This window comes from Variimorphobacter saccharofermentans, assembly GCF_014174405.1.
Classification (GTDB): domain Bacteria; phylum Bacillota; class Clostridia; order Lachnospirales; family Lachnospiraceae; genus Mobilitalea; species Mobilitalea saccharofermentans.
Map to the genome: position 1 here is coordinate 1,728,961 of NZ_JACEGA010000001.1, position 12,648 is coordinate 1,741,608.

General features: G+C 38.9%; 10 protein-coding genes. 6 read left to right on the plus strand and 4 right to left on the minus strand.

Annotated features, from left to right (window positions below):
* The first annotated feature begins 170 nt into the window (after positions 1–170).
* From H0486_RS07550 to sigG, 3 genes are all read left to right on the plus strand, one after another.
* A complete protein-coding gene (locus H0486_RS07550) occupies positions 171–1,088 on the plus strand; it encodes a sigma-E processing peptidase SpoIIGA (protein WP_228352416.1) in 918 nt (305 codons plus the stop codon).
* 81 nt (positions 1,089–1,169) lie between these two features.
* Positions 1,170–1,910: an RNA polymerase sporulation sigma factor SigE gene (gene sigE, locus H0486_RS07555; protein WP_228352417.1), complete on the plus strand. Its 741-nt coding sequence runs from the start codon at positions 1,170–1,172 to the stop codon at positions 1,908–1,910.
* Between the two features lie 102 nt (positions 1,911–2,012).
* Positions 2,013–2,789 (plus strand): RNA polymerase sporulation sigma factor SigG, encoded by a 777-nt coding sequence (gene sigG, locus H0486_RS07560; RefSeq protein WP_228352418.1) that lies wholly within the window; start codon positions 2,013–2,015, stop codon positions 2,787–2,789.
* Positions 2,790–3,100: 311 nt separating this feature from the next.
* On the opposite strand, the gene H0486_RS07565 is transcribed toward sigG, so the two are convergent.
* A complete protein-coding gene (locus H0486_RS07565; RefSeq protein ID WP_228352419.1) occupies positions 3,101–3,247 on the minus strand; it encodes a hypothetical protein in 147 nt (48 codons plus the stop codon).
* Between the two features lie 347 nt (positions 3,248–3,594).
* On the opposite strand from H0486_RS07565, the gene acnA reads away from it, so the two are divergent.
* Complete coding sequence (acnA, locus tag H0486_RS07570; RefSeq protein WP_228352420.1) at positions 3,595–6,288, plus strand: aconitate hydratase AcnA; 2,694 nt, start codon at positions 3,595–3,597, stop codon at positions 6,286–6,288.
* A gap of 331 nt (positions 6,289–6,619) precedes the next feature.
* Here acnA and H0486_RS07575 read toward each other — a convergent pair whose 3' ends face one another.
* Positions 6,620–7,498, minus strand: coding sequence for an ROK family protein (locus tag H0486_RS07575; RefSeq protein ID WP_228352421.1), 879 nt, complete (start codon positions 7,496–7,498; stop codon positions 6,620–6,622).
* Positions 7,499–7,840: 342 nt separating this feature from the next.
* Between H0486_RS07575 and H0486_RS07580 the strand changes: the two genes are divergently transcribed.
* Together H0486_RS07580 and H0486_RS07585 are read left to right on the plus strand one after the other, a co-directional pair.
* Positions 7,841–10,315, plus strand: coding sequence for a beta-mannosidase (locus H0486_RS07580; protein ID WP_228352422.1), 2,475 nt, complete (start codon positions 7,841–7,843; stop codon positions 10,313–10,315).
* 347 nt (positions 10,316–10,662) lie between these two features.
* Positions 10,663–11,427: a hypothetical protein gene (locus tag H0486_RS07585; RefSeq protein WP_228352423.1), complete on the plus strand. Its 765-nt coding sequence runs from the start codon at positions 10,663–10,665 to the stop codon at positions 11,425–11,427.
* A 113-nt stretch (positions 11,428–11,540) separates the two neighbouring features.
* Here the strand turns inward: H0486_RS07585 and H0486_RS07590 are convergent, their stop codons facing one another.
* Together H0486_RS07590 and nrdR are read right to left on the minus strand one after the other, a co-directional pair.
* Entirely contained in the window at positions 11,541–11,684 is a 144-nt protein-coding gene (locus H0486_RS07590) for a hypothetical protein (RefSeq protein ID WP_228352424.1), read from the minus strand.
* Positions 11,685–12,085: 401 nt separating this feature from the next.
* A complete protein-coding gene (nrdR, locus tag H0486_RS07595; RefSeq protein ID WP_228352425.1) occupies positions 12,086–12,538 on the minus strand; it encodes a transcriptional regulator NrdR in 453 nt (150 codons plus the stop codon).
* Positions 12,539–12,648 lie beyond the last annotated feature (110 nt).

Sequence of the window (12,648 nt, forward strand, 5' to 3'; positions counted from 1 at the left end):
AAATGATCTGACAGCTTTTTTTGATTCAAAAAGAAGGATAAACACTAATGATGTAATTTTTCGTAAATGAAAAGAGCTGTTTGAGAACCTTAAACTGACATATTTTGGAAACTAAACAAGTTATAATCGTTATATACATTGGAGGTTGGTCATACTGTTGGAGGTGAAATTTGTATCTTGAGGTATATCCGGATGTTATTTTTATCCTTAATTTCTTCATTGATTTCATCTTACTTCTGTTGTTGAAGAAGGTGAATCAAAAAAGAAGCAAAAAACTCAGACTAATCGGTGCTGCGGCTGTGGGAGCTTTATTTGCAGTATTTGTAAGTGTTTTCCCGTGGATAAATATCGTGATCCGATTTGTATTAATGAATGTAGTTGCTTCTGTACTAATGCTGATAATAGCATTTGACAGAATGAAGATAATGGATTTGTTGAAACAGGTAATTGTTTTTTATTTACTTACATATTTCGTTGGCGGATTAATGAACTCCATATATTATTATACGAATTTTCGTGTGTCTCTTATGAGGTTAGGGAATATAACCGTATTCGAAAAAATTTCATGGAAATTTGTTGTTGTCATAATCCTTGCCATAATACCGGTTACCTCATTAGCACTTTGGCTGTTCCGCTGGTATCGGAGTAATCTGAAGGAAGTATATATGGTAGATTTATACCTGGATAACCGAAAAATAACTACCAGAGGATTAATGGATACCGGAAACTGTCTTTATGATCCGATTTTTAAGAGACCGGTTATGATTGTAGAATATGCCGTTCTAAAGGAGCTTCTTACAGAGGAATTTTCCCGGGACATCGAGAACTTAAAACGCTGTATAGAAGATAACAACCTGAATTGGAATGAAGGAATGATAAGTAGTAATCAATTACCCAGAATTAAAATCATACCATATCAGTCCATTGGAAAGGCACAAGGCTTGATGCTGGGAATTCAATTGGACCAGGTCATCATACATACAGGGAAAGAGAACAAATCCAATGAAAAGGTAACAGCAGCAATTTGTGATATCCGTCTTTCGCAACAGGAGGATTATCACACAATCTTACACAAGGAGCTTGTATAAGAAGAGTTAGTATGGAGCAGATCGCACATCAGCAACTAATATTTTAATTACAGAATAAAGGCTATTATGGGAGGTTAATCTATGCTTTTAAAGTTATCAATACATAACAAATTCCAATTTCGCATGATACCCGATCTTAAAACAATCATATTTGGACACAAGGGGGAGATTCATTATATCGGTGGTGCGGAAGTATTACCACCGCCTCTCGATCCTGTGAAGGAAGCGGAAGCAATCAGTGAATTGGGTACAGAACGGGATTCCGAAATCAAATCTATTCTAGTGGAACATAATTTGCGTCTGGTTGTTTACATAGCTAAGAAATTTGATAATACAGGGGTTGGAGTTGAGGATTTAATATCCATAGGAACAATCGGTCTTATTAAAGCGATCAATACCTTTAATCCGGATAAAAACATTAAGCTGGCTACTTATGCTTCCCGTTGTATTGAGAATGAAATATTAATGTATTTAAGACGAAATAATAAAACAAAATTAGAAGTATCCATAGATGAACCTCTGAATGTGGACTGGGATGGAAATGAATTATTATTATCGGATATTCTTGGTACGGAAGAGGATGTGATCTATCGAAATATTGAAGAAGAAGTGGACCGTAAGCTACTACGTCGAGCTTTATCAAAGCTATCGGATCGGGAACGGATTATCGTTGATCTGCGTTTCGGCTTGAATACGGATGACGGTATGGAGCGAACACAGAAGGAAGTGGCAGATCTGTTGGGTATATCGCAATCCTATATATCAAGACTGGAAAAAAAGATTATAAAAAGACTGAAAAAAGAAATGGTACGCTTCGAATAAAAAAATGAATATGGAAATTATTTCTTCCTATGTAATCGTATAAACTGGAGCCAAAACGTGAATCATTTTATAATGAAAATGATATGATTCGGAGGTTTCGTTATGGCTCTTTATAAGGTTGAGATATGCGGTGTAAATACATCTAAGCTGCCATTGTTGAAAAACAGTGAAAAGGAAGAATTGTTTCAAAGAATATTAAATGGGGATAAGGAAGCCAGAGAATTATATATTAAAGGAAACCTTAGGCTGGTACTATCCATAATACAGCGTTTTTCCAACAGCAATGAAAATGTAGATGATTTGTTTCAAATTGGCTGTATAGGTTTAATGAAAGCAATTGATAATTTTGATATAACACAGAATGTAAAATTCTCTACCTATGCGGTCCCGATGATCATTGGCGAAATCCGAAGATATCTAAGGGATAACAATGCTATCCGCGTCAGCAGATCACTACGGGATACTGCATATAAAGCAATTTATGCGAAGGAAGCATTGGTTAAAAAGAATGAGAAGGAACCAACCATAAGCGAGATTGCAGAAGAAATCGGAATCAGTAAAGAGGACATTGTCTATGCACTGGATGCCATACAAAGTCCTGTTTCCCTATATGATCCTGTGTATGTTGAGGGCGGAGATGCGCTTTATATCATGGATCAGGTGAGTGATAAAAAGAATAAGGAAGAAAACTGGATAGAAGAAATATCACTAAAAGAAGCGATGGATAAACTATCCGCAAGGGAACATAATATTATTAAGCTTCGATTTTTTGAAGGGAAAACACAGATGGAGGTGGCTAAGGAAATCAATATATCCCAGGCACAGGTCAGTCGCCTTGAAAAATCAGCACTGAAGAATATGAAAAATTATCTGGTTTAAATATATACTTTATTGAGAAGAACCGACAGGATGGGTGCATTCCGGGAGCAAGCTGGAGGCTTGAAAATCCAGAATGGAGCATTTGCACTTAGTTATTTATGTTACAGAGAAGATGAAGAACCGACAGGATGTTAGCAGGAAATATATCCGCCGCGGAGCCGCTTGCGCTTAGTTGCACTTAGTAACGGTACGTAAGGCTCTAAAGTACAGAGCCTAAGTACCGACTAGTGCAAATACTCCGACTCTGGATATATTTCCTGCACCCATTCTGTCGGTTCTTCGTCGGTACGTAAGGCTCTAAAAGACGGAGCCTAAGTACCGACGAATGCAAATGCTCCACTGGATTTTATTCCAGCCTCCAGCTTGCTCCCGGTATGCACCCATCCTGTCGGTTCTTCGTCGGCATATAAGGCTCTATAGACCAGAGCCTTATATGCCGACAATCCATTAATTATCATGAAGATGTATTATTACTTCTATCGGTTCAAGTGGATATTTGTTCTACGAACAGAGCTTAAGTACCGGCTAGTATATATGCTTATATATGTTCTGTTTTAGATATATCAAGCCTTTGAATGGTATACATCTTTTTGGTTGAATTATATCGATATAGAGAGTGTTTAGTGCTACTACCATTAACTTGATTCAGTCATGGTAATTCATAGATAAGTATCGTATAATTGAGAAAATAGATTTCATCACCTGAGATATTTATGTGATGGAGCGGGATTGTGGAATGGTTTGTAATAGTGATGTATGTAGTTATGTATTGTGGATATGAAAGAAAGGTAAGGTGGTTATTGGTATGAATGAGAATATGCAATCGAAAGCCAGAACAACATTATCGTTAGATGGAAAGAGATATGTTTATTATTCGATAAAAACACTTGAGCAATGTGGATATCCAATTTCTGATTTACCCTTTACATTTAAGATTCTGCTAGAGTCTTTGTTAAGGCAATATGATGGATATACGATTACCGAGGAGCACATACGAAGCTTGGCGGATTGGACCAGACATAGGGATTCAATGTCTGAGATTCCATTTTTACCGGCGCGGATTATTTTGCAGGATTTTACAGGGGTTCCGGCAGTCCTGGATTTGGCCTCCATGCGTGCAGCAATTCCGGAGGATCAGGTTGATAAGATTAATCCGGAGGTATCTGTCGATCTGGTAATAGACCACTCCGTTCAGGTTGATTATTATGGATCTGCCAAAGCCTTGAAGGAAAATACGAGATTGGAATTTGAACGAAATCGTGAGCGGTATCAATTCCTCAATTGGGCGAAAAATGCTTTTGATAATTTAAGTGTTGTACCACCCGAGACCGGCATTATTCATCAGGTGAATCTGGAATATCTGGCGAAGGTAGTGATCTCAAAAACGGAGAACAATGAGACAACGCTCTATCCAGATACCTTATTTGGTACAGATTCTCATACTACGATGATTAACGGTTTAGGAGTATTAGGCTGGGGGGTAGGTGGGATTGAGGCAGAAGCAGGGATGCTTGGACAACCCTCATATTTTCCGATTCCCGAGGTAATCGGTGTTAAGTTGACTGGTGAACTTCCGTCAGGAACTACTGCAACGGATCTGGCTCTTCATCTGACAATGCTGTTAAGAAAGAGAGGCGTAGTAGGAAAATTTGTGGAATTCTTTGGAGATGGGGTAAGAAAGCTGTCCTTGGCTGATCGAGCCACCATTGCCAATATGGCTCCTGAATATGGTGCTACCTGCGGTTATTTCCCGGTTGATGAGGAGACGCTGAATTACTTAAGGCTGACCGGGCGCAAACAACAGCATATCGATTTGGTATGGGCATATCTGAAAGAGAACATGATGTTCAATGAATATCAAAAGGATGCAATCTATTCCGAAGTGATCCCGTTGGATCTGCGTACAGTTACCTGTTCCCTATCAGGTCCGAAGCGACCTCAGGATCTGATTCCATTGGGAGCGATGAAAGAGGAATTTGTAAAATCTGTTACGGCTCCTCAGGGAAATCAGGGACATGGATTGACTGATGAGGTGTTTCATAAAAAAGTTGAGGTAGTACTAAAGGACGGAAGACAAAGTACTTTAAGGACTGGTTCTATCGCAATAGCGTCCATTACCTCTTGTACCAATACCTCCAATCCTTCTGTAATGATAGGAGCCGGCCTCCTGGCTAAGAAAGCGGTAGAAAAAGGACTGCAGATACCTGCACATGTGAAAACCTCCTTTGCTCCGGGATCGAGGGTCGTGACTGGATATCTTACGGCTTCCGGACTGCAGCCATATTTGAATCAGTTAGGATTTCAGATTGTGGGATACGGTTGTGCAACCTGTATAGGCAACTCTGGTCCATTACTTCCTGAAATATCCAATGCTATCGCAGATAATGATTTGCTTGTAACCTCTGTACTATCGGGAAATCGGAATTTTGAAGGTCGAATCCATTCCCAAATCAAGGCAAATTATCTGGCATCTCCACCGCTGGTAGTGGCCTATGCTTTAGCGGGAACGATGAACATCGATTTAGAAAAGGAGCCTATTGGGAAGGATAAGGATGGAAATGAGGTATATCTTCGCGATATATGGCCGGATTCTCATGAAATTGAAGCCGTTATGATGGGATATGTAAGACCGGAGATCTTTGAGAAAGAATATGATACCGTATATGAAAAGAACGTACTTTGGAATTCTATCTCTTCTGTGAAAGGAAAACTGTATCAATTTGATCAAGCCTCTACCTATATACAGAATCCGCCGTTCTTTGAAGAGTTAAGTAAAGAACCGGAAGCAATCAAACCACTTACCGGATTACGTGTATTGGCGAAGTTCGGTGATTCTATTACCACGGATCATATTTCCCCGGCAGGAGCAATCGGTAAAAACACACCGGCTGGTCAATATCTTCGTGAACATGGAGTGGAGGTAACTGACTTTAACACCTATGGTTCCAGAAGAGGGAATCATGAGGTGATGATGAGAGGAACCTTTGCCAATATCCGCATACGGAATCAGATTGCACCAGGAACCGAGGGAGGCTATACTACCTATTGGCCATCCAATGAAGTGATGTCAATATATGATGCTTGTATGAAATATAAAGAACAGGGGATCGGTCTTGTTGTTCTTGCAGGTAAGGATTATGGTATGGGATCCTCAAGAGATTGGGCAGCAAAGGGTCCAAGCCTGCTTGGAGTAAAAGCTGTAATTGCTGAAAGCTATGAAAGAATTCATCGCTCTAATCTGGTTATGATGGGAGTATTACCTTTGCAGTTTATGGAAGGGCAAAATGCAGAAAGCCTGGAGCTGACTGGCTCAGAAACACTGGAGATTAGTCTGAAGGACAACATAAAACCACGTGATATTGTCCAAGTGAAGGCGAATACATCTGATCATAAGGTGATTTCCTTCGAAGCAATCGTTCGATTTGATTCAGCAATTGATGTAGATTATTATCGTCACGGTGGAATTCTTCCCATGGTACTTCGCAGTAAAATAAAATAATAAGTTAAAAGGGCGGATGAAAATATAAGGGGATGTTTCATAATGTATCAGCGGGGATATTTACTTACCATAATACACTGTCGGAAGAACATGTTGCTGTATTTTGCATGGCGCAGGCGAAAATTAATGTTCGAATGAGACATGCAAAATCAGTAATATGTCCTTCCGTCTGTGTGTGAGGTAAGTAATTGTCCTCGCGAATGTATTATGAAACATCCCCTTATATTTTCATCCTCCCTTTTTAATCTTCGGTCATATTAAGTGATAGAAGAGGAAAAAAAGTGATGGAAGAGGTAAATTTATCAACACCCTTCTACGCTTTTAATTACCGTTAGTGTTGTCTGTTGAATTCTAGCTTAGCAAGTTGTATACAGCCCATGATACCTTGGTTACCATCCAGGGAAGCAGGTACAATATATGTATCCATATCCTCTAATTGTGCTGTCTGTACATAACCATTTAATAAATTAGCAACCTGAGAGCGTATCCACGGGAATAACTGCTCCTGGTGCATTACTCCGCCACCTAGAATAATTCTGTGGGGAGATAGAGTAAGAATAAAGTTAACTAAACCCTGAGCAATATAATATGCTTCCAGTTCCCACACTTCAGGCTGATCTTTTAGATCATAGGCCTTCTTATTCCATCGCTTTTCAATGGATGGACCGGAGGCTAATCCTTCAAAGCAATTAGAGTGATAAGGACATACCCCTCCAAAGTGATCCTCAGGATGTCTGCTAAGAAGAATATGACCCGCTTCCGGATGCAGCATACCATGAAGTAGTTCGCCATTCATATAGACACCTACTCCAATACCGGTTCCTATCGTGATATAGATCCCGGATGGCACATCTTTGAGACCACCCCAGGTGGCTTCTCCGAGAGCAGAAGCATTCACATCCGTATCAAAACCAACCGGTATGGATAGCGCATTCCTTAGGGTACCTGTAATATCGTAATTTCTCCAATCAAGCTTCGGAGTCGAGGTTATATAGCCATAGGTTTTCGATGCTCTGTCCAGATCGATTGGACCAAAAGAGCCGATGCCCAGGGCGGCAATCTCTTTTCCTCTAAAGTAAGTAATAATCTCATTCATTGTTTCTGCTGGAGCTCGTGTAGGAATCGATTTCTGATCAATAATTTCTCCATTTTCATTTCCGATTGCCAGTACCATTTTTGTTCCTCCGGCTTCCAATGCACCGAAAAACATATACATACACCTCCAAATAGCAATTAGTCATATATATTCTATATGATTTATTGAAAAAAATATAGTGCTAATTATATTATTAACATGAAAAAATCGCTGATTGTAAAATAAATTGAACTTAACAGGGAAAGCAGATACACCCCATTCATGTTCATTTTTATCCTCTTCTTTGACACAAAATTACTAGGGATTTGTCTGGAATAAAATCGTACATTGTGATATAATTTAGCTAGAAATTAGGTTATGGATAAAGTAATAAATTGTTAACAAATCATATGAGGTAGTGGTATTTTTTGGAGCCAAATAAGGCTCCCCCAATATATAACATAAGGAGAGAAGAGGATGAAGCATCAAAAGCTTAATGGCAACTGGAAAATGAGAGAATTAAAAGAAAATAACTGGCTTGATGCAAATGTACCTGGTTCTGTAATGTCCACGCTACTTGCCAATGATAAGGTCAGTGATCCGTTCTGGCGTACCAATGAATATGAGGCCAGAGAACTCTTTCGTAAGGATTATGAATTTGAACGAACTTTCATAATTGAGGAGGATTTATATGAAAATGATCACATAGAGCTGGTTTGCTATGGTCTTGATACACTGGCTGAGATCTATGTGAATGATATTCTTTTATCCAAAACTAATAATATGCATCGTACTTGGAGATTTGAGTGTAAACCATTACTTCAGTCCGGTGAAAATCAGATTAGAATAATCTTTCGATCCCCAATTAATTATATTGAAAGCTATGTGCCAGAGGAAGATAAGAAGATACACTTTGTTTCCAGTGGTTCCATGAAAGGAAACCAGTATATCAGAAAGGCTCATTGCATGTTCGGCTGGGATTGGGGGGCACAAATCCCTGATGCCGGAATATGGCGTGATATTGAGCTGGTTGGATATACCGACGGTAAGATTGAAGATGTGAATATCATACAGCATCATCATGAGGGTGAGGTTAACATAGATATTCGGACAGAGCTACAGCTTTTAAAAGATAATCATTATAATCTGGAATATACATTGATCTCCCCGAATGGGATTACTTCAAGCTATTGTCAGACTGCGATAAATGGATGCAATTCTTATATTATTGCAGTAGAACATCCGGAGTTATGGTGGCCAAATGGCTATGGGGAACAGCCCCTTTATCATTTATCAGTATCGGTAAAGAATAATGATAATATAATGGACAGCAAAGAATATACTATCGGACTGAGAACTCTAACAATTAGCCAGGAAAAGGACCAATGGGGTTCGGAGTTTGCTTTTAAAATTAACGGTGTGAAGATATTTGCAAAGGGCGCTGACTACATTCCGGAGGATACAATATACTCCAATATTACCAAGGAACGTATCGAATACTTAATCGAATCCTGTGTTCGAGCAAATTATAACTGTTTACGTGTATGGGGCGGTGGTTACTATCCTTCCGATGATTTCTTTGATTTATGTGATCGGTATGGTCTGATTGTATGGCAGGATTTAATGTATGCTTGCAATGTATATGACTTGACGAAGGAATTTGAGGAGAACATCATTGAGGAGACTAAGGATAACGTAAGAAGAATTCGACATCATGCATGTCTTGGATTATGGTGTGGTAACAATGAGATTGAATCAGGCTGGTATATATGGCCCAGCTTAATGGATCATTCTGAAAAGCTGAAAGCAGATTATATTAAGCAATTTGAATATGTTTTACCGAGAACGGTAGAGGCTTTGGATAAAAGTACCTTTTTCTGGCCGTCATCCCCGTCCTCAGGAGGATGTTTTGATAATCCGGTAGATGAAAATCGTGGAGATACGCATTACTGGGATGTATGGCATGGACAATTGCCCTTTGAAGATTACCGAAATCATTATTTCCGTTTCTGCTCGGAGTTTGGTTTCCAATCCTTCCCTTCGATTAAAACCGTAAAGACCTTTACCGAGGAGTCAGACCGCAATATATTCTCAGAGGTTATGGAGAGCCATCAAAAAAATACCGCAGCCAACGGAAAAATGCTGTATTACCTATCGGAGAATTTCCTATATCCAAAGGATTTTGAAAACTTATTATATGTCACGCAAATACTTCAGGGTAGTGCTATAAAATATGGTGTGGAGCACTGGAGAAGAAACAGGGGACGGTGCATGGGAGCATTATACTGGCAGCTAAATGACAGCTGGCCTGTTGCATCCTGGGCAAGCATCGATTATTATGGACGCTGGAAAGCGTTACATTATATGGCTAAGAGATTCTATGCACCGGTTGCAGGAACTCTGTCAAGGACAGGTGAAGTTGTTGAGGCACATATCCTAAATGAAACATTATCGGATAAGAAGTGTAATGTAGAGGTTTCGTTAAAAACCATGGATTTTGAAGTCTTATGCAAGGATACCTATGAATTAGTGGTACCTGCTCTATCTGCAAGAAAGGTAGGAGAGAGGAACTATAGTGATTTCATCACCGGTATCAATAAGCAGGTCTATGTAGAGGCAGTATTTACAGACGAGGATGGATATCAAAGTACTGAGGTTGAAATCTTTGTACCCTTTAAGTACTTAGAATTGAAAAAGCCTGAGATTACCTGCCATGTAACTGAGAACGAGGATTGCTATGTGATTTCCTGTCAGGCTAAGAGTCTTGCATGCTTTGTGGAGTTGGATTTTGAAGAAAGCGATGGTATCTTTAGTGATAATTATTTCTATATCACGGGAAAAGAACCTGTTACAGTTGAGTTGAGGAAAACAGATATCCGTGGTGAAGGTTTTGCAGATGCCAGGGATTTAGAACAAAAACTTCAGATACGAAGCTTGCGTGACACATATTAAACAGTAATGTAAATATATGAATGGAATATATTTAGATTAAATTGCCGGGACAATAACTTACCATAATGCACTGTTCGGAGATTGTACTTCCGTCTTAGTGTAAGGTGAGTTATTGTCCCTGTTAGTATAATATGTATTTAAGGTAAGTAAATCAGGTTATTAAGCCGATTCGGAATCCCGTGAGGAAGCTATAACCTGATTTTACTTTTATATATGTGATATATGTAGTTTAATACGAAATTTAGTTAGGATATGGAATTATGTATCAGAAATATAATAGCGGTTACAGGTGCTGAAATGAAGTATATTATGAATACAATATAATAATCGAAACCTATGGATATGATATGAAAAAACTGATATGTGTAATGGTGATAGCAGTACTTGCAATAATAGGTTATGCTGTGAAAGAAAGACTTGATGTCACTCAAGTGTCCTTTACGAATACGAGCAATGTAGCGGATCAAAAGATTAATAAAGAAGCGTATCATAAAAATGGAATAGATGCCAGTTATCCACAATTTGTAATATTGGGAGAGGATGACCCAGCTAAACAATGGAATCAAATCATGTATGATGATTTTCAGAAAATACTTCAGATTTATTCTCTTCCCCCTATCCCTGGCCCGACACCGTCAATGGGGGAAGAACCAACGGTTTTACATATTGATTATGAAGTAAAATTAAACAATGAGCATTTCATCAGTATTCTTTATCGTGCAGTATTTAGAAGCCCATATGCCGCCCACCCGACAGAACTGGTCTATACAACGAATATTGATAAAGAAAAGTCAGAACGGGTTCGTCTACCTGATATCATTCAAATTACTCCTGATTTTCCGACAAGCTTTCGGCATTGGAAGCTTGTCAGAAGGGAAGATACTATGATTGATTTGAATCCACTAATCATTGAGTATGTAAATGAGATTAAGAACGAAGATTTACTAAGGGGATTTCAGGACGCAGACCGGATAGAATCCGGCAATTCCTACGGCATTTACAGCTATCTGACTCCTTATGGGGTAGGGATAAGCATTTCACTACCTAATTTTCTTGGGGATCATGCAGAATTCGAGCAGGAGTATTCGGAAGTAGAGGGATTACTGCGTTAGGTAACATGCTTATTCTGGTGTGGAAATTACTTGATCTGAATCTTTATTTCTTTTCACAGTTTTGTAGTAATACATCCTTAGAAGGAAACCTCCGAGCCAGCCGGCTGGTGAGGCTAACCAGATTCCGGTTTCTCCAATGTATCACTAAAGCGGTTAATCATAATCTGCATTACGGAGCTACCTGCACTTATGAAAAGCTGTTGGAGCATAGCTGGAATTCCGATTTTGAGTCCATTCTGAAGGATATAGCGATCCATTTTTGCTTTTCATATTCGAATAACGAATATGTTACCCAGTTTGTTTGAATTTCATATTCACCTTTCCCGTATTGTTGTGATATCAGAAGATATTCGAGCAAAAGAAAAAGCTGTCTCAGGAACGAAACAGCCTTGCGTTGTCATATTTTCATAACTCCAATCCGTACAGAAACCAATATAGTTATTACCTGTGGATAAAATTACCGGATGGTAGATCGCATTGTATTCAGGAGCTTGTTGAAAAGAATAACATACAGGTTATGGAATCTCGATTATTTTCAACAGGTATCTCCAGCCCGGATTCTCATATTCGTATTGCGTTATCCACTCCAAAAATATTGAACGAATTGGAAAAAGGACTCAGATTATTAAAGCAGATTATTGATTAAGAAGGAAGCTGATTAGTTTTCAAGAATTTTCTTCAACTCATCCATGAAGGTGCTGACGTCCTTGAATTCACGATATACAGAGGCAAAACGTACGTAGGCTACTGCATCAAGTTCCTTTAATTTATTCATAACCATTTCACCGATAACGTGGCTGGGAATTTCTTTGTCCTCCCGATTGAAGATCTGTGTTTCAACCTCATCTATGAGTTTCGTCATTTGATCAACAGAAATAGGCCTTTTATGGCAGGAACGAAAAACACCTGCTTCAATTTTGGAACGGTCATAGGGTTCTCGATTATTATCCTTCTTAATAACAACAAGAGGAATCGTTTCCACTTTCTCGTAGGTGGTAAATCTTCTTAGGCATTCATCACACTGGCGCCTTCTACGAATAGAGTTATTCTCATCGGCTGGTCTGGAATCGATAACGCGGGTATTGTCCTTACCACAAAAAGGGCATTTCATTTTCTTTATCCTCCTAATCAGTACAGTCATAATTTTATGTCTTTTGATGAACATTCTGACAATTACAAGATACATTTTGTATTATATTGAAGATTTTTCGAACGGTCAAG

Excerpts from the sequence above, each read along its gene's own strand:
- sigE (WP_228352417.1), top strand. The coding sequence starts at position 1,170 with ATGCTTTTAAAGTTATCAATACATAACAAATTCCAATTTCGCATGATA.
- sigG (WP_228352418.1), top strand. The coding sequence starts at position 2,013 with ATGGCTCTTTATAAGGTTGAGATATGCGGTGTAAATACATCTAAGCTG.
- H0486_RS07565 (WP_228352419.1), bottom strand. The coding sequence starts at position 3,247 with ATGATAATTAATGGATTGTCGGCATATAAGGCTCTGGTCTATAGAGCC.
- acnA (WP_228352420.1), top strand. The coding sequence starts at position 3,595 with ATGAATGAGAATATGCAATCGAAAGCCAGAACAACATTATCGTTAGAT.
- H0486_RS07575 (WP_228352421.1), bottom strand. The coding sequence starts at position 7,498 with ATGTTTTTCGGTGCATTGGAAGCCGGAGGAACAAAAATGGTACTGGCA.
- H0486_RS07580 (WP_228352422.1), top strand. The coding sequence starts at position 7,841 with ATGAAGCATCAAAAGCTTAATGGCAACTGGAAAATGAGAGAATTAAAA.
- H0486_RS07585 (WP_228352423.1), top strand. The coding sequence starts at position 10,663 with ATGAAAAAACTGATATGTGTAATGGTGATAGCAGTACTTGCAATAATA.
- H0486_RS07590 (WP_228352424.1), bottom strand. The coding sequence starts at position 11,684 with ATGGATCGCTATATCCTTCAGAATGGACTCAAAATCGGAATTCCAGCT.
- nrdR (WP_228352425.1), bottom strand. The coding sequence starts at position 12,538 with ATGAAATGCCCTTTTTGTGGTAAGGACAATACCCGCGTTATCGATTCC.